This is a genomic window from Actinokineospora pegani, from assembly GCF_009745975.1.
Classification (GTDB): Bacteria; Actinomycetota; Actinomycetes; order Mycobacteriales; family Pseudonocardiaceae; genus Actinokineospora; species Actinokineospora pegani.
Map to the genome: position 1 here is coordinate 12925 of NZ_WHOL01000096.1, position 21926 is coordinate 34850.

General features: G+C 73.3%; 21 protein-coding genes. 8 read left to right on the forward strand and 13 right to left on the reverse strand.

The annotated features are described in order from the left end of the window. Window positions 1–41: 41 nt before the first annotated feature. Window positions 42–1847 carry a serine/threonine-protein kinase gene (locus GCL84_RS30655; RefSeq protein WP_197523304.1) on the forward strand — a complete coding sequence of 602 codons (1806 nt, stop codon included), beginning with the start codon at window positions 42–44 and terminating at the stop codon, window positions 1845–1847. A gap of 8 nt (window positions 1848–1855) precedes the next feature. Here the strand turns inward: GCL84_RS30655 and GCL84_RS30660 are convergent, their stop codons facing one another. The 4 genes from GCL84_RS30660 to GCL84_RS16600 form a co-directional block, all read right to left on the reverse strand. After that, a complete protein-coding gene (locus tag GCL84_RS30660; protein WP_156756389.1) occupies window positions 1856–3913 on the reverse strand; it encodes a DUF3488 and transglutaminase-like domain-containing protein in 2058 nt (685 codons plus the stop codon). After that, on the reverse strand, window positions 3910–5043 hold the full coding sequence (locus tag GCL84_RS16590; RefSeq protein WP_235926326.1) for a DUF58 domain-containing protein: 1134 nt from the start codon (window positions 5041–5043) through the stop codon (window positions 3910–3912). Before GCL84_RS16590 ends, GCL84_RS30660 begins: the two co-directional genes overlap by 4 nt. Then, window positions 5040–6023, reverse strand: a complete 984-nt coding sequence (locus GCL84_RS16595; protein ID WP_156756390.1) for an AAA family ATPase — start codon at window positions 6021–6023, stop codon at window positions 5040–5042. The genes GCL84_RS16590 and GCL84_RS16595 overlap by 4 nt, the downstream gene beginning before the upstream one ends. Before the next feature lie 97 nt (window positions 6024–6120). Then, window positions 6121–8385, reverse strand: a complete 2265-nt coding sequence (locus GCL84_RS16600; RefSeq protein ID WP_156756391.1) for a fibronectin type III domain-containing protein — start codon at window positions 8383–8385, stop codon at window positions 6121–6123. Between the two features lie 157 nt (window positions 8386–8542). Between GCL84_RS16600 and GCL84_RS16605 the strand changes: the two genes are divergently transcribed. Together GCL84_RS16605 and GCL84_RS16610 are read left to right on the forward strand one after the other, a co-directional pair. Beyond that, window positions 8543–9034 carry an NUDIX domain-containing protein gene (locus tag GCL84_RS16605; RefSeq protein ID WP_156756392.1) on the forward strand — a complete coding sequence of 164 codons (492 nt, stop codon included), beginning with the start codon at window positions 8543–8545 and terminating at the stop codon, window positions 9032–9034. A gap of 52 nt (window positions 9035–9086) precedes the next feature. Beyond that, window positions 9087–10100 carry a CobW family GTP-binding protein gene (locus GCL84_RS16610; protein ID WP_156756393.1) on the forward strand — a complete coding sequence of 338 codons (1014 nt, stop codon included), beginning with the start codon at window positions 9087–9089 and terminating at the stop codon, window positions 10098–10100. 24 nt (window positions 10101–10124) lie between these two features. Here GCL84_RS16610 and GCL84_RS16615 read toward each other — a convergent pair whose 3' ends face one another. Next, a complete protein-coding gene (locus GCL84_RS16615; RefSeq protein WP_156756394.1) occupies window positions 10125–10277 on the reverse strand; it encodes a hypothetical protein in 153 nt (50 codons plus the stop codon). A 568-nt stretch (window positions 10278–10845) separates the two neighbouring features. Between GCL84_RS16615 and GCL84_RS16620 the strand changes: the two genes are divergently transcribed. Beyond that, a complete protein-coding gene (locus GCL84_RS16620; RefSeq protein ID WP_156756395.1) occupies window positions 10846–11133 on the forward strand; it encodes an Imm1 family immunity protein in 288 nt (95 codons plus the stop codon). A 45-nt stretch (window positions 11134–11178) separates the two neighbouring features. On the opposite strand, the gene GCL84_RS16625 is transcribed toward GCL84_RS16620, so the two are convergent. Both GCL84_RS16625 and GCL84_RS16630 read right to left on the reverse strand, forming a co-directional pair. Next, entirely contained in the window at window positions 11179–11367 is a 189-nt protein-coding gene (locus tag GCL84_RS16625) for a DUF397 domain-containing protein (RefSeq protein ID WP_156756396.1), read from the reverse strand. Between the two features lie 6 nt (window positions 11368–11373). After that, window positions 11374–12249 carry a helix-turn-helix domain-containing protein gene (locus GCL84_RS16630; RefSeq protein WP_156756397.1) on the reverse strand — a complete coding sequence of 292 codons (876 nt, stop codon included), beginning with the start codon at window positions 12247–12249 and terminating at the stop codon, window positions 11374–11376. 166 nt (window positions 12250–12415) lie between these two features. On the opposite strand from GCL84_RS16630, the gene GCL84_RS29345 reads away from it, so the two are divergent. Genes GCL84_RS29345 through GCL84_RS16640 form a run of 3 tightly spaced genes read left to right on the forward strand, consistent with a single transcriptional unit; the run spans window position 12416 to window position 14937 of the window. Continuing rightward, the gene (locus GCL84_RS29345; RefSeq protein WP_197523305.1) at window positions 12416–12880 is read left to right on the forward strand and encodes a hypothetical protein; all 465 of its coding nucleotides are present in this window, start codon (window positions 12416–12418) and stop codon (window positions 12878–12880) included. A 14-nt stretch (window positions 12881–12894) separates the two neighbouring features. Next, window positions 12895–13629, forward strand: a complete 735-nt coding sequence (locus tag GCL84_RS29350) for a helix-turn-helix domain-containing protein (RefSeq protein WP_197523306.1) — start codon at window positions 12895–12897, stop codon at window positions 13627–13629. 30 nt (window positions 13630–13659) lie between these two features. Beyond that, entirely contained in the window at window positions 13660–14937 is a 1278-nt protein-coding gene (locus GCL84_RS16640; RefSeq protein WP_156756399.1) for an MFS transporter, read from the forward strand. Between the two features lie 98 nt (window positions 14938–15035). On the opposite strand, the gene GCL84_RS16645 is transcribed toward GCL84_RS16640, so the two are convergent. Continuing rightward, a complete protein-coding gene (locus GCL84_RS16645) occupies window positions 15036–15815 on the reverse strand; it encodes a glucose 1-dehydrogenase (protein WP_156756400.1) in 780 nt (259 codons plus the stop codon). 144 nt (window positions 15816–15959) lie between these two features. Between GCL84_RS16645 and GCL84_RS16650 the strand changes: the two genes are divergently transcribed. Then, on the forward strand, window positions 15960–16604 hold the full coding sequence (locus tag GCL84_RS16650) for a TetR/AcrR family transcriptional regulator (protein WP_156756401.1): 645 nt from the start codon (window positions 15960–15962) through the stop codon (window positions 16602–16604). A gap of 67 nt (window positions 16605–16671) precedes the next feature. On the opposite strand, the gene GCL84_RS16655 is transcribed toward GCL84_RS16650, so the two are convergent. The 5 genes from GCL84_RS16655 to GCL84_RS16675 are packed head-to-tail and all read right to left on the reverse strand — an operon-like array spanning window position 16672 to window position 21881. Then, on the reverse strand, window positions 16672–17742 hold the full coding sequence (locus GCL84_RS16655) for an MSMEG_0565 family glycosyltransferase (RefSeq protein ID WP_156756402.1): 1071 nt from the start codon (window positions 17740–17742) through the stop codon (window positions 16672–16674). Next, window positions 17739–18557, reverse strand: coding sequence for a carbon-nitrogen hydrolase family protein (locus GCL84_RS16660; protein ID WP_156756403.1), 819 nt, complete (start codon window positions 18555–18557; stop codon window positions 17739–17741). The genes GCL84_RS16655 and GCL84_RS16660 overlap by 4 nt, the downstream gene beginning before the upstream one ends. Window positions 18558–18564: 7 nt before the next feature. Continuing rightward, window positions 18565–19410 carry a carbon-nitrogen hydrolase family protein gene (locus tag GCL84_RS16665; protein WP_156756404.1) on the reverse strand — a complete coding sequence of 282 codons (846 nt, stop codon included), beginning with the start codon at window positions 19408–19410 and terminating at the stop codon, window positions 18565–18567. Then, window positions 19407–20789 carry an MSMEG_0567/sll0787 family protein gene (locus tag GCL84_RS16670; RefSeq protein WP_156756405.1) on the reverse strand — a complete coding sequence of 461 codons (1383 nt, stop codon included), beginning with the start codon at window positions 20787–20789 and terminating at the stop codon, window positions 19407–19409. The genes GCL84_RS16665 and GCL84_RS16670 overlap by 4 nt, the downstream gene beginning before the upstream one ends. Window positions 20790–20792: 3 nt before the next feature. After that, entirely contained in the window at window positions 20793–21881 is a 1089-nt protein-coding gene (locus GCL84_RS16675) for an MSMEG_0568 family radical SAM protein (RefSeq protein ID WP_235926328.1), read from the reverse strand. Window positions 21882–21926 lie beyond the last annotated feature (45 nt).

The following is a 21926-nucleotide window of genomic DNA, read 5'->3' on the forward strand; positions in this document are numbered from 1 at the left end:
GGTGAGCGGATACGATGCGGCCCGGACGAGGGGACGGGTGCATGGACCGCGGTGACGATCCCGACGAGCTGCTGGCCTGGGCACCCAGGCCCGCGACTGCGGTCAACCCGCCCGTGGACCTCGCCCTGCCCGGCTACCGCGACTTCCGGCTGGTCGCCCAGGGCGGCGAGGGGTCGGTCTACCGGGCCAGGCAGGAGGGCCTGGACCGGGACGTGGCGATCAAGGTCCTGCAGGCCGTCGACGCGGGCACGCTGGCCCGGTTCCGGCGCGAGCTGGAGATCACCGTCCGGCTGGGCCGCCAGCACCCGCACATCGTGACCGTGCTGGCCACCGGGACCGTGGCGGGCGGGCGGCCGTGCATCGTCATGGAGTTCCACGACCTGGGGTCGCTGCACGACAAGCTGCGCGACCACGGGCCGCTGCCGGTGGCCGAGGTCGTGGCCGCGGGCACGGCGGTGGCCGACGCGCTGGCCTTCGCGCACGCCCAGGGCTTCCTGCACCGCGACGTCAAGCCGCAGAACATCCTGCTGCTGCCCACCTCGTACGTGCTGACCGACTTCGGCATCGCCCGCGGCGCGGACGCCGGGCACTCGGCGTCGTTGCAGCTCATGAGCTACCGGCACGCCGCCCCGCAGATGCTCGACGGCGCCGCCCCGGCGGCCGCCGACGACCAGTGGTCGCTCGGGTCGACCCTGTTCACCCTGCTCACCGGCCACGCCCCGTTCGCCTCGGACAACCCCGGCGAGGACACCGTCCTGCCCTACCTCGCCCGCGTCCGCGCGGGCGCCCAGCGCCCGCTGGCGCGCGGCGACGTCCCGGCCGAGCTGCGCGCGGTCATCGCCCGCTGCCTGTCCCCCCGCCGCGAGGACCGCTACCCCGACACCGCCGCTCTGCGCGACGCCCTCGCCGCCATCCGCACCGAACCCCGCAACTGGATCGTCGACCCCGAGGCCACCGCCATGGCCCCCGGGGCCCCCACCCCCGCCATCGACTCCTCCCCCGCCGACTTCGGCCCCCGACCCGAACCCCCCGCCCCGGAACCGGACGACGCCACCGCCGAGGCTCCCCCGTCCCCCGGCGAGTCCCGCCCCTCGATGACCGGCGCCCTGGCCGACCTCACCGTCCGCCACGAACCCCCCGCCCCACCCGACTTCGGCCCCAGCGCCGCGGGCGTCCTCCCCGTCGCCCCCGCACCCGAGCCGCCCCCGGAGACCACCCAGTCGCTCGAGTCGCCCCCAGCGCCCGCGCACCAGCCCCACCCGGCGCCACCCACGGGCGGCACCGCCATCGACTGGGACTCGGCCTGGCGCCAGCCCCCCGGCCCCGGCGACCCCTCCGAGACCGCCCCCACCCGCAACGGCTCCCGCCGAGCCGCCCTCGTCGCGGCCTGCCTGGCCGCGGTGGCCGTGGGCGTGACCATCGGCGTCCTCAACGGCCGGCGCGACACACCCCCCGCCGACGCGGCGGCCTCCACCACCGTGTCGTCGAGCTCCACGACGATCAGCAGCATCTCCACGACCATTGTGCGCAGCCAGAGCTCCGGCCCCACCGGCGGCGACCCGGCCTTCTCCCCCACCCTCACCCGCCTGGTCGACACCGGCGCCGCCATCGACATCACCTGGACCGACCCCACCGAGGGCCAAGCCCAGTTCGTCCTCCTCGACGTCACCGACCCGGCGGCCACCCCGCGCTCCATCGCCACCATCGCCGCGGGCGCGACCACCCACACGGTCACCGGCCTGGACGAGTCAGCCCCGCGCTACTGCTACCAGGTCATCGCCATCGGCCTGGTCTCCCCCGAGACCGACCGCGGCGCGAGCACCCGCGTCTGCTCCGAGCGCAACTAGGGCACGCCCTAGCGCTTGCGCCACAAGGGGCGCGGGTCGAACGGCCACCAGAGGCGCTTGTGCGGCGGCACCGCCCTGCTCACTCCACTTCGGACCTGTCTGGCCATCGCCCAGGTGTCGTCGGCGGTGCGCACGGGGGCCGGGGCGAAGGTCGCGCGGTCGGCGAGGACGGCGAGGGCGGTGGCTGGGGCGGGGAGTGTCTCGGCGATGGTGGGCGCTGTGAGGTGGCGTGGTGGGGTGCGGCCCGCGACGTGCAGGTGGTCGAGGACGTGGGCCCAGGCGCCCGCCGCGCCTGCGCGGCGCAGGCGCGAGCGGCGGGCGGCGCGGGCCGCGGCCAGGACGAGCAAGACCAGGACCGGGATGCCGATGACGAGTGCGGGGACCAGCCAGAGGCGGTTGGCCTCGGGGGCTGGGGCGGCTTCCGGCGCGGGGGTGGGCAGGACGATCGGGGGGCCGGGGGCGGGTGGGGGCGGCGGGGTGATCGTCGTGGAGGCGAGGCGGTTGAGGACCTCCCGTTTGGCGGCGGCGCTGGGACCGCTGTCGTTGCCGGAGACGGGGTCGAAGGGGACCCAGCCCCAGTCGGTGAAGTAGACCTCCGGCCAGGCGGTGGCGTCCACGCCGCGCAGGACTCGGACGCCGTCGGCGTCCTCGGCGACGGGTTGGAAGCCCACGACGACCCGGGTGGGCAGGCCGACCGCGCGGGCCAGGACGGCGTAGGCGGTGGCGAACTGCTCCGCGGTGCCCTTGTTGACCCCGGTCTCGCCGTCCGGCCCGTAGAGGAACTGCTCGACGCGCGCGTACGACGACCCCACCGGGGCCTCGGCGTCGGGCACCCGGTTGAGCCGCACCACCTGTTCCAGGGCGACCGCCCGCTCGTACGGGGAGGTCGTGTTCTTGACCGCGTCCCGCGCGTACTGGGCGAGGGTGAGCGGCAGGTTGGGCAGGGCCAGGTAGCGCGCCGCGGTGGTGGAGTCGGGCACCACCGCGGTGGTGAGTTCCTGGTCGTCTGGCCGGTCGACCTCGCCGACGGCCTCGTAGGTCAGGCCGGGGGTGGTGCCGCGCGGCAGCACCAGCGAACCGGAGTCGGGGTCGATCACCGCGTCGCCGAGGCTGGTGGCGGTCGGCCGCCCCATCGTGGGCAGCCACGTGCCCGCCAGCGCCCCGATGGTCACCCGGGCCTCGGCGGTCACCGTCCGCTTGCCCGCGGGCAGGTCCGGCGGCGCCACCGCCCCGATCGGGCTGTAGAGCGACGACGCCCGCCAGGTCGCCCCGGTGAAGTCGGCCAGCGCGACCATCCGCACCGGGAACTGCGGCCCCCACACCCGCAGCAGCTCGGTGTCGCCCTGCGCGGCCCACGCCGCCAGCCGGGGCAACGGGTTGGCCACAGCCACATCGATGACCGGCGGCCGCACCAACTCCCGCGGCTCGAACGCCTCCCCCGAGGGCAACAGCCCCACCACCAACGCGACCGCCGCCACCCCCGACAACGCGGCGGCGGGCGGCCCCACCGGCGACTTCACCCCGGACTCGTGCTCCCATCGGTCCAGCAGCACCCACCCGACCACGGCGACGACAACGACCCCGACCGCGACAAGCCCGTGCGGGTCTGCCGCCCCCGCCGTCAGCAACGCCCCAGCCGCGTACAGCACCACCGCGCCGATCGGCGGTCCGACGAGCACCCGCCCGGCGCCGCTGATCGACACCGCCACCACCACGGCCACGCAGAACACGACCACGACGCCGGGCATCAGCAGGTCGGCGGTCGGCGGCGCGGGCCGGGCGGCGGTGAGCAGCCGGGGCACCGAGTCCCGCAGCACCTCGATCGGCCCACCCCCGATCGCGCCCCTGGCGGCGAGATACCCACCGAACAGTCCAATGAGGACCAGCAGCGCGACAGCCGGCTCACCGCCCATCCCCACCCGTCGCGCACCCAGCACAGCGCCGAGCCCCACGACGGCCGCGCCCGCGAACAGCGCCCAGGCGGTGGACCCCGCCCAGCCGGAAGCGAGCGGAACCGCGGCCAGCAGCAACAAGGCCAACGCCCACAGGGTGCGCCCCAGGGTCATCGGGCCACCGCCATGTCCCAGTTGTGCAGGAGTTGCTCCGCCGTCGGCGCGCGCAGGGTGAGGACCGTCCCGACCGAGGACACGGGGACCGCGCCGTCGGCGACGGTCAGGACCACGCCCGCGGCGGCGCGCCCCGCCTCCAGGAGCAGGTGGGCGGGATCGACGCCGGGGCCGGTGATGGCCACGACGACGTCGAGGTCGCGCAGGGGGATGGTCCGGGCGCGGGGGCCGGGGGCGAGGGTCGCCTCGGCGAGGGCGGCGAGGGCGGGGGCCGTGTCGTGGTCGGGGACCTCGACGTCGACGGCGGGGGACGTCGTGCGCAGGTGGGCGGGGTTGCCGTCGCGGGCGGCGGCGGTGAGCAGGGAGGCGGCGACCTCGACGGCGTGTTCGAAGGCGCCGGGGTCGGGGTAGGCCTCGGCCGCGTCGTCGAGCAGGACGGCCAGGTGCGGGCGGGCCGGGTCGGCGTCCTCGCGGATCATGAGGGTGCCGGTGCGGGCGCTGGTGGCCCAGTGCAGCCGCCGCAGGTCGTCGCCGGGCACGTACTCGCGCAGCCCGACCAGGTCGGTGCCGCCGCGCTCGACCCGCTCGTCGGCGCCGACGACGCCCCGGCGCACGCCCGGGGGCAGGCCGCGCACGGGCAGGACGCGCGGCACGACCCGCACGCGCAGGACCTCGCCCGCCACCGTGCGCGCGACCGCGAGCCCGGCGGGGCCGCGCCGCACCACGGTCACCGGGCCGACGCTGAGCAGCCCGCGGCGCTCGGTGGGGATGCGGTACTCGACACCCGCGTCCGCGCCGGGGGCCAGCAGCGGAAGATCGATCGGCAACGCCGTCCCCGCGACGTCCTCACTGGCCGTCAGCGCCACCGGCAAACGCTTGCTGACACTGGTGACCCGCAACGTCCCCGTGCACACGCCCAACCGCGGCACGGTCAGCGGCCGCACGGTCCGCCTCAAGGTCACCGGCGCCGCCGACAACACCGCCGCGAACGCCGCCAACGCGACCACGACCAGCGCCACCCCCAGCGCGGCCAGCCCCGGGTACCGCCACCACAGCCCGGCCCCGGCCAGGACCACGCCCAGCCCGAGCACGACCAGGCCGCGCGGGGTCGGCCGCCGCCGGGAGGTCACGGCGTCGGCCGGGGGACCTCGACCGAGGCGACGACCTCGGCCAGCACGTCCGCGGCGGTGGTCCCGGCGAGCTGGGCCTCCCTGGTCGGCACCAGCCGGTGCGCGAGCACCGGGACCAGCAGGCCCTGGACGTCGCTCGGCACGGCGAAGTGCCGCCCCTGGGCGGCGGCGTGCACCTGGGCGCAGCGCACCAGCGAGCGCAACCCGCGGGTGGAGGCGCCCAGCCGCAGCCGGGAGTCCGACCGGGTCGCGGCGCCGAGTTCGGTGACGTAGCGCAGGATCGGGTCGGCCACGTGCACGGTGCCCAGCCGCGCCGCGACCGTGGCGACCCGGGCCGGGTCGGTGACCGTGCGCACGGCGGCGACGGCCCCCGCGCCGCTGCCCGGCCGCAGCACGTCCATCTCGTGCTCGAGGTCGGGGTAGCCGATCGCGGTGCGCAGCATGAACCGGTCGAGCTGCGCCTCCGGCAGCCGGTAGGTGCCGTCGAGGTCGATCGGGTTCTGCGTGGCCACCACCAGGAACGGGTTCGGCACGGAGTGCCCCACTCCGTCCACTGTGACCGTTCGCTCCTCCATGACCTCCAGCAGCGCCGACTGCGTCTTGGCCGCCGCCCGGTTGATCTCGTCGGCGAGGACGACGTTGGCGAACACCGGCCCCGGCCGGAACCGCACCTCCCCGCTGCGCGGGTCGTAGACCGAGGTGCCGGTGACGTCCGACGGCAACAGGTCCGGCGTGAACTGCACCCGCCGCGACACCCCGCCCAGCGCCCCGGCGACCGCCCTGGCCAGCGTGGTCTTGCCGGTGCCCGGCACGTCCTCGAGCAGGACGTGCCCGCCAGCGAACAGCGCGGTCAGCACCAGGTCGACCACCGGCCGCTTGCCCCGCAGCGCGGCCTCCACGGCGTCGCCGACCTGGGAGTGCAACGTGCGGAAGGCGGCGATCTCCTGCTCGCCGACGGCGGGTCCGGCGGTGGTCGTCACGGGGCGTCCTTCTGGTTCGGGAGCCGCCCCGCCTGGTGGCGGGGTGGCCTGGGTGGCCTGGGTGGCGCAGCGGGTCAGGCGTGCCGTCCGGGCGGGGTCACGGGCTGCCCTCGGCGTCGTCCGGGTCGCTGTCCTCGCCGGTGGGGCGGGGACGGGGACGGCCGGTCGCGCGGACCACGAGAGCGGTGAGCAGCAGCCCGATGCCCGCGGCGGCCATGGTGGTCTGCGGGAGTTCGCGCTCGGTGGGGCTGGTCTGGACCGAGGCGGGGATCTGGCAGACGACGTACGGGCCGCAGTCGGGCGGCTGCGGGGGGATGAACGGGCGGAAGAAGATGGTGTGGGAGGCGGAGTCCACCTGCGAGCCGTCGGCGGCGGCGACGCGGACGACGAGGGTGTTGTCGCCGTTGGTGACGCGGACCGTCCCGGTGGTGGAGGTGCAGGGGATCGGCCCGCCGGTGGTGGGGTAGGTCAGGTTGACCACGGCGCAACTGACGCCGTACGTGCGCCAGTCCGCGGGGGCCGACAGGGTCAGGGTCGCGATGAAGTCGGCGGCGCTGCCACCGGTGATGACCCTCGCGCCCGCGGCGGGCTTGGGCGGTGGCGGGGGCGGGTCCTGGGTCGTCGTCGGGGGCGGCGGCGGCGGTTGGCTGGTGGTCGTGGGGGGTGGGGGCGGGGCAGGCGTCGTGGTGGTCGTGGTGTCCGGCGGCTGGGTCGGGGCGGGTGGGCGGCCCACGACGGTGATCGTCGCGGACCCGGTCGCCCCGGTGCCCGCCGCGTTGGCGGCGGTGACCTGGACGGTGACGCGGGCGCCCGCCGCGCAGGGCAGCAACAGCGTCGCCGTGGGGGTCGTGACCTGCTTGACCACGGGCTCGTCGGAGGCGCAGACCGCCGCGACCCGGTAGCCGGTGATCGGCGACCCGTTGTCCGCGGGCGCGGACCAGCTCACGTTCAGCGAGACCTGGGTGCGGCCCGCGTTGTTGTCCTCGGTGACGGTGATGCCCGCGGGCGCCGACGGCGGCCGCGCCACCGGGGGTTGCGTCGAGGTGGGGGTGGTCGGCGGTGGGGTCTCTTCGTCCGTCGCACCCGGGGGCCCGGTTTCCTCGGAGCCGCCGCCACCGGAGGTGGTCGGCGGGGGCTGGTTGACCCGGGTGCGGGTCGGCTCGTCGGGGTCCGGCGGCGGCGGGCTGGGCGGTGTCGGCGGTGTGGGCGGCTTCTCCGGGGTCTTCACCGGCAGCTCGGGGCTGCGGATGACGACCGGCTTGGTCGTGCCGTCGGGATCGATGACGATGCCCTTGCCCGCGCCGGGGGTGTTGACGATGAGCTTGTCGTCGTCGAGGACCAGTTGCGGGTCGGGTGCCCCGGGGGTCGACAGGTCGTCGCCACCGCGCCCGCCGGAGGCGTCGAGGATGATCACCTTGGACCCGCCCCGGCACGGCACGTAGACGCGGTCGCGCAGCACGGCGGGCCGGTCCGGGGTGGCGCAGCCGCGCTGGCGCACGTCGACCCGGTGCACGTCTCCGCCGCTGAGCAGCACGACCACCCCCGCGTCCGGCACCGAGGCCGGGACCAGGCCAGCGGGACTGGTCTGCGCGGCCAGCACCGCCCCCGGCTGCTGGGTGGTGGAGCCGCGCCGGTCCTCGCCGGTGCCCGCCTGCAACACGATTCCGCCCGCGAGACCGAGCAGGGTGACGCCGCGCTTGTGCGGCACCAGAACCGTCGTCTCGCCCGCGCCCTCGACCGGCTCGTCCGAGCGCTGGGCGAACCGGCGGCCCGCCTCGTCCCAGTCGACCGAGCGCAGCACACCGCCGTGGTCGACCGCCCACACCACGCCCTCGTCGTCGGCGACCGCGTCGGCCAGCGGCCTGCCCGCCCGCCAGGGCTCGCCGAGGTCGACCAGGGTCACCGGGTCGACGTTGACGACCGTGCCCGCGTCCCGGTCGACCACGTGCAGCCGCCCGGCGGCGGCCAGGACCTTGCTGGTGGCGCCCGGCGCGGCCTGCCTGCGACCGCTGGCGAGCAGGGTCGCCAGGTCGATGGTGGTGATCTGCCCCGAGCGCCGGTCGAGCACGACCAGCCGCCCGTCGCGCTGGGTGATGTCGAGGACGGCGTCGCCGCCCGCGACCGCGAGCCGGGTCTCCGGGCGCCCGCTGGCCGGGTTGACCTGGACGACCTCGCCGCGCTCGTCGTCGCCGAGCCAGGTCAGGCCGTCGGAGACCTCGACGGCGGTGCGGGAGATGCCGTTGCCCAGGACCGCGCCCGCGAGCAGCAGCACGCCCACCGCGGCGGCGCCGAAGCTGGCGGACTCGCGCCCGCGCCCCTGCCTGCTGAACACGCGTCGGACCACAGCGCTCGCGCGTCCCATCGCCCCACCCCTCGCGTTCGCCCCGAAATGCCGGATTCCCTGACTGTGCTGGGGACTGTATCCCGGTCGGCCGACATGTGGCGGCAGTTGTCCACAGGTGCGACGAGGACGTTGCCCAGAGGTTCTCCCGGCCACCCGGATGGTCCAATATCGCCCCATGCCGAAGCACGCGCACTGCTCCACCTGCGGGACCGCTTACCCGCCGAACGCCGGTTGGCCCCGCCACTGCCCGGCGTGCGGCGACACCGCCTACCGCAACCCGCTGCCGGTGGCCGTGCTGCTGCTGCCCGTGACCTCCGCCGGTGGCGATGGCCTGCTCGTCATCCGCCGGACCATCCCGCCCGGCCGGGGCGAGCTGGCGCTGCCCGGCGGGTTCGTCGACTTCGGCGAGGCCTGGCGCGACGCGGCGGCACGGGAGGCGCACGAGGAGGCCGGGGTCGTGGTCGACCCGGCGTCGATCACGCCATTCTGGGTCGAGAGCGCGCCGGACGGCACGCTGCTGGTCTTCGGCCTGGCCGCCCCGGTCGCCGAAGCCGACCTGCCCGCCTCCGCGGCGACCGACGAGACCTCGGGTTGGGAACTGCTGCGCGGACCGGCCGAACTGGCGTTCGACCTGCACACAGCCGCCGCCGCGCGCTACTTCGCCTAGGTCCAAACAGGACTTCCGGCGAACGCGGCCCGCCCCCGCTACCCTGCTCCGGGTGACGATTCCGGTCCTCGTGGTGGCGGGCTTCCTCGGCTCGGGCAAGACCACCCTGCTCAACCACCTGCTGCGCGCCTCCGACACCCGCGTCGGGGTGGTCGTCAACGACTTCGGCAAGGTCAACGTGGACGCGATCAGCGTCGCCGCCCAGGTCGACTCGATGGTCTCCCTCGGCGGCGGCTGCCTGTGCTGCGTGGTCGACGTCTCCGACCTCGACGCCATGCTCGACCGGCTCGCCACCCCCGGCGAGGACGGCGAGGCGCTGGTCGACGTGATCGTCATCGAGGCCAGCGGCCTGGCCGAACCCCCGGCCATGGTCCGCCTGGTCGACGCCAGCGAGAACCCCCACGTCACCTTCGGCGGCCTGATCGAGGTCGTCGACGCCGCCGAGTTCCACGCCACCCGCGACCGCCACCCCCAGTTGAACAAGCACCTGCGCCACGCCGACCTGGTCCTGCTCAACAAGGTCGACCGCGTCGACGACGTCGAGCGCGAAGACCTGCTGGCACTGGTGCGCGACCTGTCCGGCGGCGCACCGGTGGTCCCGACCGAGCACGGCCGGGTCGACCCGGACCTGCTGTTCGACCCGGTGCGGCGGCCGGAGCCGCGGTTCAAGCAGTTGTCGTTCGAGGACCTGGTGGAGGTCCCGCACTCCGAGCACGTGCACGCGGGCTACGAGAGCATCGAGTTCACCGAGCCGCGGGCGCTGAACCCGTTGCGGTTCATGGCATTCCTCGCCGACCGGCCGGACGGGTTGTACCGGGTCAAGGGCTGGGCGTACTTCGGCGTGCCCGGGCACGAGGAGCGCTTCACGTTGCACACGGTGGGGGCGCATCTGCGGGTGGAGCGGGATGAGTGGCCGCACGCGACGGCACCGGGGACGAGCCTGGTGATGATCGGGGCGGGGTTGGACGCGGAGAAGATTTGGGCGGCGCTGGACGAGACGGTCGAGCCGGACCCGGAGTCGGTGGACCCGCTGGACATGGCCTCGGTGACGCGGTACCTGCGTTAGCGGGCTGACTGAGCGACAAGCGCGTCAGGTCGCGGGCCAGGCATCACTCAGTTCATCACGGAGTCCGCGGATGTAAATGGGAAGCAGCGGCGCCTGGGCATCCCCACCGAGAGCACTGACCGCCATCTGGATGCCGAGGGCACGGCTGGTGCCGAACAGCCCGTCGAGGTAACGCAAGCCGAAATTGGTGCTCTCCGCAGTGCGCGGGTCTGCTTGCAGCCGCCGTATGCGCTCGGCGACCCTTCAAGACTAGGAAGTTTGCCAAATAACGCGACTTGTCAAAACTTGGCAAGTTGCGTTATCTGGCAAGTCGCCACGAGGTGCTCAGCCTACGCTTTGGACACGTATCGTGACCACACCTAGCACACATAGCAATCCGAAGGTGGGGGGACCGGTCGAGCCGGAGCCTTCAGCTTGAACAGGGCCCGGGCATCGAGGGTGCGCCCGAGCAGCGTCTTCACCGCTCGGCAGTCCTGCGCGGTCGCGGTCGAGATGCGCCGGGGGCGGTACGTCCATGACGGGCATCCAGTCCTGGGGGACCTCGCGTGAACGTGGAACAGATGGCCGCTGCCGTCCGGGCGGCCTTGCAAGGCTGCTCGACGACTCGCTGCACCAAGCGTGAGAACGGCTCGGTGAAGCTCACCAGGTACTAGCGGACGCTGAGGCTGGAACCACCCGCCACGTCGAGGTCAAGAGCGCTTATCCCAGGGTCCGCGACTGGGACCTACCGGCGAAAGGAGTAGCTATGACCTTCAGCGCTGCCGTGCCGACTGGCGAATCGGGACGCAGGCTCATCCTCGCCGGGCCCTGCGTCGGAGACCCCGACTCGCCCGCGCTGCTGGGCGATTCCGAGTTCGGCTTCCCGGCGGGCAGCGGTCTGCCCATCGCGGCCTTTCGCGCTGTCCTCGTGGAGTTCGTCCACGGCAATGGCGTCCTGCCCACGGCGGTGGAGTGGACCGACGAGGACTCAGCCCTCTACCGGCGACCAGCGGTGGGGCGTCGGCGTTCCTCCCGTCGAGCCCTCGGGGGTTGAGGGCGTCGACGGGAGGACGACGATGGTTCCGCTGAACAGATGGGGCTAGCCCGAGACGCGGGCGGCGAACGCCTGCCAGGCGGTGGCCTCGAAGACCAGGGCGCCGCCGATGGGGTTCTTGGAGTCGCGCACAGCCGTAGACGAGGACACGAACGCGACCTCCACGCACTCGCCGTTAGCGCTGCTGCGGGTGCTCTTGCGCCATGACGCGTTGGCGAGGTCCACCGTGTTCATCGTCATCTACCTTTCCAAGCTCGCGAACTTGTTCGCCGCTTCGGCGAGCAGCGCCATCGAGTCCTTCGGGCTCAAGGCTACCGCTACCAGCGTGTCGAACATGGCGCGATACCGGCTGATGTCCGCCTCGGACTCCAGGAACAGGTCGCCGGCCATGCTGTCGATGTAGACCAGGTCGGCGTCGAGCGGGTCGGGGAAGTCCATCAGGCTGAACTGGCCAGACATACCGGGATGCGCGCCTGCGTCGAACGGGATGACCTGCACTGTGACGTTTGGGGCCTTGGCGGCGTCGATCACGTGCTGTAGCTGCGCGCGCATCACGGCCGGGCTCCCGACCACACGGCGCAGTGCGGCCTCATCGATCACCGCCCAGAACTTCAGCGGGCCCGACTCCCTGGTCAGCACCGGCTGTCGGTCCATGCGAGCGCGAACGCGGTCCTCGACCTCCGTGTCAGTGGCCGCAGGCAAGCCGCCTCGAATCACCGCCCTGGCGTAGTCCTCGTTCTGCAGCAAGCCGGGGATGAACAGTGAGTCGTACTTGCGGACGCTCCTGGCCTCGTTCTCGAAGCTGATGTACGCGGTGTACTCGTCCGGCAGGTCCGAGTGGTACGGCTGCAACCAACCCGGCTTCTTGGAGTTGGTGAACAGGTCCAGCAGGTACGCCCGCCGCTCCCCCTCCAGTTCGTACAGGTCGAGCAGGGTCATCAGCGTGCGGCGCTGCGGCCGCGCCTTGGCGGTCTCGACGCGGTACAGGGTCGCCGGGTTCAGGTTGGTCTTGTCGACCACCGTCTGCTGGCTCAGGTTCGCGCCCTCGCGCAGGCCGCGCAGCTCTCCCGCCAGCCTGCGCAGCCGGACGGTCGGTGTGTGTTTCTTCGAAGCCACGGTCTCGATCCTTCCTCACCCTTCACCCTGGGCCACACGGTGGGTAGCCCGCGACTGCCTTCGCGCGTGAGCACGAGGTCGAACGTTTTCATTAGAACGCATGGTTGCGTTTAGCGCCAGACGAGGGCATGCTTACCGCCGAACAGACCAATGAACGGGAGCCGGGATGGGTGTGCACCACGCCGCGGGGGCGCCAGACGCCGATGGGCTGGACGAGTGGGTGGGGTTGTGGGACCGGGCGTGGGTGTCCGGGGTGTGGATGAAACGCCTGTACGGGCCGGACCCGCGCGCGCCCCAAGCGGTGTCGCTGAGCACGCGGTGGCACGGCGGGTTGTTCGCGGACGTGATGTTCTTCGAGTCCGACAGCGCGGCGTTCGCGGTGCGCGTCCCCCGGTACGGCTACGCGCCCGGGCCGCACACCCCGTCGGCGGTGTGCAGGCTGACCACCGGCAGCGCGGCCGAGGTGCTGCGCGCGGTCGAGTCCTGGCCGGACCCGGTCGTCGACCCGGAGGCGTTCCAGGTCCTCACCCCGCCCGCCATTCCCGAGGTGTTCGGGCTGCGCGCCCTCGTCCGCACGCCCGAACGCCCGGGACCGCCGCCCGGCCGCCCCGCCGCCCGCACCCCCGCATGAGCACAGGACACCGCATGAACGCCAGCAACAGCACGACCACCGACATCCGGGCCCGGACAGCGCGCGGCCTGCTGCTCGCCGCCGAACTCGAGCGGGCACGGGTCGCCAAGGGGCTGACCACCCGCCAGCTCGCCACCAGGATGAGCATGTCCGCGTCCATGGTGAACCGGGTGATGAACGGGCGGCGCACGCCGACCGCGATGGAGATCGGCGGCCTGTGCGCGGTGCTCGAGACCCCGCCGTGGCGGCGGCCGCACCTGTACGCGCTGGCCAGGGAGGCCGACCTGCGCGAGTGGACCATCCACGGCACCGCCCACGACCACGACCCGCACGGCGTCGTCCGCGCGCTCTGGACCCTGGCGACCAGCGCCGACACCTACGCCCCCACCACCGCGCCACCGCGCGTCCACGCCACCGGCCGCACCTGGACGCACTACGTCCCGGCGTCGGCGCTGACCGGACCGGTGGACGTCCAGGCCACCCCGGTCGAGGCCATCCGCGTCATCCCGGAGACCACCCCGCCGCCCTTCCGCCACCCGGTGCAGGTCCTGCACCTGCCGCACTACAGCCCGGTCGTGCTCGTCGACCTCGACCGCACCTCGCTCGTCCTGGAGGGCGACAACGCCACCCACTACGCCGAGACCCTCGCCCGAGCCGCGGCGAAGGCCCTCCCCGCGTCCGAATCCCGCTCCGCGGTCGAGCGTGCGCTGGACATGACCGACACGGCAGGGTGTACCGGGACAGACTGAGACCCGGTTACCCGTTCACGAAGGTGCGCCGTGCAGAAGACGACAACCCCGCACAGGCTCCCGGCCCGCCAGCTCGCCGCCGCGAGTTCCGGCAACGCCCTGGAGTGGTTCGACTGGACCATCTACGCGACGTTCAGCGTCTACTTCGCGACCGAGTTCTTCCCCAAGGGCAATGACGCGCTGGCCCTGATCAACACCTTCGCCACCTATGCGCTGGCGTTCTTCTTCCGGCCGTTGGGCGGCGTGCTGCTGGGCCGGTTCGCCGACACCCGCGGGCGCAAACCGGCCATGCTGCTGACCATCGTGCTGATGGCCGCGGGATCGATCATCATTGCCGTGCTGCCGACGTTCGAGCAGGTGGGGTGGCTGTCGCCGATCCTGTTGCTGCTGGCGCGGGTCGGCCAGGGGCTGTCGTTGGGCGGCGAGGCGTCGAGCACGTCGGTGTACCTGGCGGAGATCGCGCCCGCCGACCGGCGGGGGCGGTACTCGTCGTTCTTCTACATCTCCACCGGGTCGGCGGTGCTGGTCGCGACGGTCCTGGGCTCCGTGCTGTCAGGGGTGCTCGACGACGCCGCGATGGCCTCGTGGGGGTGGCGCGTCCCGTTCCTCATGGGCGGTGTCATCGGGCTGATCGGGTTGTGGCTGCGCCGGGCCATGCCGGAGACGGAGCTGTTCCACGAGAACAAGACCGCCGCGCAGCGCGTGCGCAACCCGCTCCGCGTGACCCTGCGCGAGCACCCGCGCGCGGTGGGGCAGCTCTTGGGCTTCTCGATGCTCTCGACGCTCTGCTACTACACCTTCTTCAGCGCCCTCACCCCGTTCGCGGTCAGCACCCGCAAGGCCGACCCGGAGGTCGTGTTCCTGGCGCTGAGCATCGCGACGGCCGTGTTCATCGCGTTGCAGTACCCGATGGGCTGGGCGGCGGACCGGTTCGGCCGCAAGCCGCAACTGCTGGTGTGGTCGGGGCTGACGGCGGTGCTGATCTTCCCGCTGTCGCTGCTGGTCACGCCCGCGCTGGGCAACCTGGTCCTGGTGTTCACGGTGGGGCTGGCGCTGTACACGGCGATGACCTCGGTCGCGCCCGCGCTGATGAGCGAGCTGTTCCCGACCCGGCTGCGGGCCCTGGGCATCGGCGCTTGGTACAACCTCACAGTGGCGGTGTTCGGCGGCACGGCGCCGCTGCTGATCAGCGCGCTGTCGGAGGCGGGGCTGCCCAACGTGTTCTTCCTGTACGTGACCGGGGCGGCGGTGGTGGCGTTCCTGGTGATCCTGACGCTGCCGGAGACCAAGGGCGCGGAGCTGGAGTGAGCGGCGGGGGTGCTCGATGGCTCGCCGGATGTGATCGGGCGGGTGCGGCAAAGACGCGTCCCGTGCGGAGACGTTCCATCCGGTCGTGTCTGGACTGCTCATGCGGCCTCGGCCTGGAGGGCGGGGCCGAGGAGGAGTCCACCGTCGATGACGTACTCCGACCCCGTGATGAACGACGCGTCTGATGACGTGAGGAACAGGAGAAGCCGGGTGACGTCGGTCGGCTCCCCGAGTCGGGGGATGGCGAACGGCTCGGGTGAGTAGAAGTCGGCGATTGCCGCGGTGGCGCCTGCTGCTGGTTCGTGGATGAAGGAGGTCGCGATCACGCCGGGGTGGATGGTGTTCACGCGGATGTGGTCGCGGCCGAGCTCGAGCGCTGCCGTTCGGGTGAGACCTCGCACGGCCCACTTGCTGGCGACGTACGGCGCGTAGTGCGCCGTGCCGCCCAGGCCCATTGTCGAGGCGATGTTGACGATGGCTCCCCCTGTCGCGCGGCGCAGCGCGGGGGCGGCGGCCTTGATGCCGAGGAAGGTCCCTGTGAGGTTGATGTCGAGGATGCGCGACCACGTGGCCTGGTCCGTCTCCTCGATCGGCGCCGGCGGGTTCTGCACGCCCGCGTTGTTGACCAGCACGTTCAGGGCGCCGAAGGCGCTTTCGGCGGCTAGCACAGCGGTGGACCACGAGCTCTCGTCGGTGACGTCGAGGTGGGTGAAGCGGGCGCGGGTCCCGAGCTCGTCGGCGAGAGCGGCGCCGCGTTCGGCGTCGATGGCGCCGATCATCACGTTCGCTCCCTCCGCGTGAAAGGCGCGCACGTGGCTCGATCCCTGGCCACCGGTCCCACCGGTCACGAGCACGGTCTGGTCGTCGAAGCGGCGCATCAGATATTCCTTCGGTACGTGGGTGACCGACCGGGATCACCAGTGATGAACGGCGGCCAGTGGTGAGTCGTTCGACTCGCCATCCTCTTGACACTAGGTCGGCAACGGTGGTGAGTCAAGCGACTCACCTCGTATGCTCGGCCCATGAGCAGGGTCGTGACGACGTACCACCAGCGCATCGCCCAGGAGAAGCGCGCGCTGATCTTGACGGCCGCGACCGCGCTGTTCCTCGAGTTGGGCTACGACCGGACGTCGCTGGCGCGGATCGCAGAGCGCTCGGGCGTCTCGCGGGCCACCTTGTTCAAGCAGTTCCCGACCAAGGCCGCCCTGTTCGACGCCATGGTCACCGAGTCCTGGTCAACCGCTGACGAGGAGGATCCCCCGCAGGCGGGCAACATCGTCGACGGGCTCAGCACCATCGGTCGCCGCTACGCCGAGCTGTTGGGCCGCGCCCGGATGACCGACCTGTTCCGCATCGTCATCGCCGAGCTGCCGCGGTTCCCCGAACTCGCCAATGCGCAGTTCTCGCAGGGGAAGATGCCCTACTTCGAGTCCGTGCGCGACTACCTGCTGGCCGAGCACGAGGCGGGGACGGTGCGGGTCGAGGACGTGGACCTCGCAGCCACCCAGTTCCTGGGCATGATCTCCAACTACGTCTTCTGGCCGACACTCCTGGTGCCGGGCTGGGAGGTGGGCGCCGACCGCGTCGCCCAGGTGGTCGACGAGGCCGTCCGCACCACCGCCGCCCGGTACGCCGTGGCTGGACCAGGGCCGTCGACCAACCACTGAGTCCCACCGCCACAAGGAGCTGCGGCCCAAGCAGGCCCCGAGGACTCGACCATCCTGGCACCAGCGGTCAGAGCAGCGAGCGGTAGAGGGCGCGGTGGCGTTCGGCTGCCGCGGGCCAGGTGTAGCGGGCGGCCAGCGCCTTGCCGATCTCGCGGCGGCGGGGGTCGGGGGTCTCGATGGCGGCGGAAAGCCCGGCCGCCAGGGAGGCTGTGTCGATGGCGAAGTGGGCGGCTCCGGTGAAGACCTCGCGCAGGACCGGGAGGTTGCTCGTCACCAGGGGGACCTCGGCGGCGAGGGCCTCCATCGCGGCCAGGCCGAAGCCCTCCTTGGTCGACGGGAAGGCGAAAGCGCTTGCCCCCGCCATCAGCCCGGGCAGTTCCGCGTCGTCGACCGGGCCGAGGATCTCGGGGACCACGCCCAGTTCCACCGCTCGCGCCTCCCACGCCGCCCGGTAGTCGCGGTAGTCGAAGAGGGTCTCCCCGCCCGCGACCACCAACCGCACGTCCGGCAGTCCCAGCAGCGCGAAGGCCTCCAGCAGCTCAACGGACCCCTTGCGCGGTTCGATTCCCCCGACCGACAGCACATACCGCCCCAGCTTCGACACCCACCGCTGCGCCGATGCCGAGCCCACCGCCGCGGCGAACCGCGCGGCGTCCACACCGTTCGGGATCACCACCGGCGACAAGCCCCACCCAGCTTTCAGCTCCCCCGCCACCGCCCCCGAGACGCACACGTGCGCGTAGGGCTCCACGATCGCCTTTTCGTGGCACGCCGCCAACTCCGGGGTCGTGAAGTGGTCGATGTGGTGCACCGTGCGCACGCACCGGCCCACCGCGTTGGCGCTGATGCAGTCCTGCGCGTGCACGATGTCGTACGACGCCGGGTCGAAAGCCTCCCGCAGGACAGCGATGGAGCGCAAGATCCGCTCACCGATCCCCTCCCCTGCCACCTCGGGGAACGGCACGACCCGCAGCGACACCGCGGGGTCCACGGGACGGAAGAACCCGGCATCCCCGCCGCGTCCCAGCGTCCACACCGTCACGTCCTCGCCCAGCGCGGCGAGGGCCTCCGCCAGCGCGAGGGTGTGCACGACGCCGCCGCGCGGCTTCGACGAGTAGGTCAGCAGCGCGATCCTCACCCGTACGCCTCCGGTTTGCGCTCGGCCAGGTGGTTGAGCACCCGGCGGGCGGTGGCGACCTCGGCGGCGACGTCCACCTCCGCGATGGCGATGCCGGCCTTGGACCACGTCCTGGCCAGGATGTCGCCACCCGGGCCGACGACCTTGGCCTGGCCGAGGAAGCGCAGGCCGCCCAGGGAGCCGGTCAGGTTGGACGAGGCCAGCACCACCTGGTTCTCGGCGGCCCGGGCCTGGTCGTAGAGGTCGAACAGCCGCGCCTGGCGGTCCTGGGCCATGCGCGGGGCGCGGTTGGTGATGCTCGTGGGCCAGGCCGACAGCGCGGCGATGACCTCAGCGCCGTCGACGGCCAGTGCCCTGGCGGCCTCCGGGAAGGTTTTGTCGTAGTCGATGAGCATGCCGACCCGGCCCACGGGGGTGTCGAAGGCGGCGAAGCCGTCCCCTGCCGCGTACGCCATCGACTCCCCCGCGGGCTGGTGGACCTTGCGGTGGCGGCCGAGCACGCCGTCGCCGGTGACGCACAGGGCGCTGTTGTAGCGGTGGTCGCCGTCGGCCTCGCAGAACCCGAAGCACACCACCATCTCCGCGGCCAGCGCGACGACCTTGCGCACGTGCGCGTCGTCGACGGCCAGGGCGGGCGGCAGCGACTCCGGGCCGGGGTTGCGCAGGTCGGCCAGGTACCCGCCGAGCGCGGCGTCGGGCAGCACCAGAATCCCGGCGCCGTCGCGGCGGGCGTGCTCGATCAGCGTGGCGACCCGCTGCAGGTCGAAGTCGAGGTCGCGGCCGAAGGCCCCGGCCACCGCGGCGATGCGGACCATGCGGCGGCTACGCCCCCACCAGGTGCCCGCCCAGCACCGGGTACGCCTCCGGGCGCCGGTCGCGCAGGTGCCCCATCGCCCGCCGCGCGGACTCCAGCGCGGCGGCGACGTCGACCTCGGCCACCGCCAGGCCCGCGCCCACCCCGGTGTCGGCGAGCACCTCGCCGCCGGGGTCGACGACCTTGGCGCTGGCCACGAACCGCAGCGCGCCGAACGTGCCGGACTGGTTGGCTGAGAGCCACACGACCTGGTTCTCCAGGGCGCGGGCGCGGTCGAACAGGTCGAAGCGGCGCTTCCAGCGGTCCTTGGTTAGGTCCGGGTCAGGGTTGGTGGCGCTACCCGGCCACGCGGACACGCACACGATGACCTCGGCCCCGTCGAGGGCCAGCGCCCGCGCGGACTCGGGGAACGCCTTGTCGTAGCAGATCATCATGCCCAATCTGCCGACCGGCGTGTCGAAGGCGGCGAAGCCGCCGCCCGCGCCGTAGTTGGCGTCCTCGTTCAGCGGCTGGTGCACCTTGCGGTGGTTGCCCAGCACGCCGTCGCCGTTGACGCAGACCACGGAGTTGTAGAGGACCCCGTCTGCGACCTCGCAGTACCCGGCGGTCACGACCATGTCGCCCGCCAGGGCGGCGAGCCGCGCGATCTCGGGACCGTCCTGGGCCAGTGCCGGGGGCGAGTCGGCGGTGCCGTCCAGGGACAGCAGGTACCCGCCCAGCGCGGCCTCGGGGAAGGCCAGCAGGCGCACCCCGTCCGCGCGGGCCTCGGCGGTGATCCGCTCGACGCGGGCGAAATCGCCCTCCAGGTCGCGGTCGAAGTTCGCCGCGACGGCCGCCATCCGCAAGCCGCTCATGCCGTCCCCCTCCCTGTCCCCATGCCGGTGACCACTGTCGTGATCGCCTCCGTCGTCTCGCCGTCCGGCCAGCGCAGCGCCACGCCGGAGCCCTCGACCAACTCCCCGCACTCCGCGCCGACGGCCGGGCCCGCGGGCGGCGGGGCGGCGCCGGGCACGTCCGCGGTGAGCATCGCGAAGCCGGGGAAGCAGGTCAACCAGTCCCCGGCGGTCGCGCCGTCCGGGCGCGGCGCGGTGGCCACGTCCAGCACGGCGCCGCAGCCGCTCGCCTCGGCGAGCATGCCGAGGGTGCCGACCACGCCCGCCATCGACACGTCCTTGGCCGCCGCGGGCCGCGCCGCGCCGACCGCCCCGAGCATCGCCGCCAACTCGGCGGGGGTGCGCGAGGACGTGGAGTCCCACTGCCTGCCCGCGTAGCCGGGGCGCCAGCGGCCGCCCAGGTCGGCGGTCAGGGTGATCGCGTGCCCCGGCCGCCCGCCCGCGCCCGGCACCGGATGGGCGGTGCGGCCCAGCGCGGTGACCGAGAGGGAGGCGGGGACGCCGAACTGGGTGTGCCCGCCCAGGACGGGCACACCGTAGGCGGCGGCCGCGCGCTTGAGCCCGGTCAGCACCCGGTGGGCGAAGGAGGCGTCGCGCGCCCCCACCGCGTCGAGGATGCCGATAGGCGTGGCGCCCATGGCGGCGAGGTCGTTGAGGTTGACCAGGACCGCGCACCAACCCGCCCATTCGGGGTCGCGTTCGACCATCGCGGGCACGATCGCGTCGCACGCGGCGACCAGGTCGCTGCCCGGGACGGGCGCGCCGTCGTCGCCCACGAAGCCGGGGCCGCCGGGGTCCATGCCTGCCAGCAGCGCGCCGAGTTGCCGCTTGGTGGCGTCGGCCAGGGCGGCGATCCGGCCGATGGGCCGGCGCATGAGGACGTGGTCGCGCCCGGCCACGGTCACCGGGCGCACGGTGGTCCACCCGAGCCGGTGGAACAGCCGCTCGTTGGCGGCCTGCACGGTGGCGTCGAACCGCAGCGCGCCCGCCCCCTCGGCGTGCGCGCACGCCGCCCGGACCAGGGCGCCGCCGATGCCCGCCGCCCCCGCGCCCGGTCGGACGACGAGCCTGCCGCCGACCCACCAGCCCACGTCCGGTCCTTGCTCGGCCGGTCCGAGCCGGACCCCGCCGACGACCGCGCCCGCCAGGTCCCTGGCCACGAGCACGACCGTGCGCGGGTCCTCGTCGCGCCAGTCAGTGTCGTCGTCGAACAACCCTTGTCTGTCGACGAACACCTCCCGGCGCAACGCCCGGTAGTCCTTCAGCGCTGCATCGTCTGCCCGCGAGACCAGGTCGAAAGACCTGAGCGACGGTGAACCGATAAGAACCTCTCCCAGCACGGCTCAACCCCCCGCCGCAGACAGCACACTGCACGCACCGCAAGCCGCGCAGCCCGCACCCTGGTCGGCGCCGGTCATCGCGGCGGCGCGCAGCAGCGCGGCCACCCGCTGGGTCACATCCCGCACCAGCGCCGCGCTGGGCGCGGTGGCGCCGTCGCGGCGGGCGAGGGTGCCCACCATGGGCCGGAAGGGGACTACGAACGGGTAGACGCCCCGGTCGATGAGCCGCCCGGCGCCCGCGACCAGCCCGTCCGGGTCGTCGCCGAGGCCGATGAGCAGGTAGGTGGAGACCTTGTTGCGGCCGAAGACGCGCACGGCCTGGTCCCAGGCGGCGTCGTACTCGGCCATGGGGACCAGGCCCTTGGACGGCATCCACCGCGCGCGGACCTCGTCGTCGAGGGACTCGACGTGGATGCCGATGGAGGTGGCGCCCGCGTCCTTGAGCTCCTGGATCACCGACAGGTCGGCGGGCGGCTCGATCTGCACCTGGATGGGCAGGCCCGGCACCGCGTCCAGCACGGTCTTGACGCAGCGCACCAGCGGGCGCGCGCCCCGGTCGGGCCCGGCGGTGGTGCCGGTGGTCATGACCATCTGCTTGACGCCGTCCAGGCGCACGGCGGCCTCAGCGACCTCTGCGAGCTGAGCGGGGGTCTTGGCGGCGACAGTGTCACCGTTGCGCAGGGACTCTTCGATGGCGCAGAACTTGCAGCGCAGGTCTTCGGCGTAGCGGATGCAGGTCTGCACGACGGTGGTGGCGAGGACGTCGCGACCGTGTAGCAGCGCGATCTTGTCGTAGCGGACGCCGTCAGCGGTCTTCAGGTCGTAGAACCGGGGCCTACGAACGGGTTCGACGCTGAGACCGAGGTCGAGGGCGCCGTTGAAGACCCGGCCGCCGCGCACCGCGTAGGGCGAGTCCGGGTTCGTCGGGAGGGTCGCGTTCGCGCCGTCGAGCACGACGTGCCCGTCGTCGCTGGGGCCCGCGCCCTTGCTGCGGGACACCGGCGCGTCCATCCGCGCGCCCAGCAGGGCCAGGTCGACGCGGGTGGCGAGGGCGTCCTCAGCGGTCTTGGCGTCAACGGCTTCGATGCTCACAAGCGGCTCCTAACCCGGGACTCAGGCCCCGGTCCCGGCGGTGGG

Excerpts from the sequence above, each read along its gene's own strand:
- GCL84_RS16620 (WP_156756395.1), top strand. The coding sequence starts at position 10,846 with ATGACCTTCAGCGCTGCCGTGCCGACTGGCGAATCGGGACGCAGGCTC.
- GCL84_RS30660 (WP_156756389.1), bottom strand. The coding sequence starts at position 3,913 with ATGACCCTGGGGCGCACCCTGTGGGCGTTGGCCTTGTTGCTGCTGGCC.
- GCL84_RS16625 (WP_156756396.1), bottom strand. The coding sequence starts at position 11,367 with ATGAACACGGTGGACCTCGCCAACGCGTCATGGCGCAAGAGCACCCGC.
- GCL84_RS29350 (WP_197523306.1), top strand. The coding sequence starts at position 12,895 with ATGAACGCCAGCAACAGCACGACCACCGACATCCGGGCCCGGACAGCG.
- GCL84_RS29345 (WP_197523305.1), top strand. The coding sequence starts at position 12,416 with ATGGGTGTGCACCACGCCGCGGGGGCGCCAGACGCCGATGGGCTGGAC.
- GCL84_RS16660 (WP_156756403.1), bottom strand. The coding sequence starts at position 18,557 with ATGGTCCGCATCGCCGCGGTGGCCGGGGCCTTCGGCCGCGACCTCGAC.
- GCL84_RS30655 (WP_197523304.1), top strand. The coding sequence starts at position 42 with ATGGACCGCGGTGACGATCCCGACGAGCTGCTGGCCTGGGCACCCAGG.
- GCL84_RS16650 (WP_156756401.1), top strand. The coding sequence starts at position 15,960 with ATGAGCAGGGTCGTGACGACGTACCACCAGCGCATCGCCCAGGAGAAG.
- GCL84_RS16605 (WP_156756392.1), top strand. The coding sequence starts at position 8,543 with ATGCCGAAGCACGCGCACTGCTCCACCTGCGGGACCGCTTACCCGCCG.
- GCL84_RS16600 (WP_156756391.1), bottom strand. The coding sequence starts at position 8,385 with ATGGGACGCGCGAGCGCTGTGGTCCGACGCGTGTTCAGCAGGCAGGGG.
- GCL84_RS16645 (WP_156756400.1), bottom strand. The coding sequence starts at position 15,815 with ATGCGCCGCTTCGACGACCAGACCGTGCTCGTGACCGGTGGGACCGGT.
- GCL84_RS16665 (WP_156756404.1), bottom strand. The coding sequence starts at position 19,410 with ATGAGCGGCTTGCGGATGGCGGCCGTCGCGGCGAACTTCGACCGCGAC.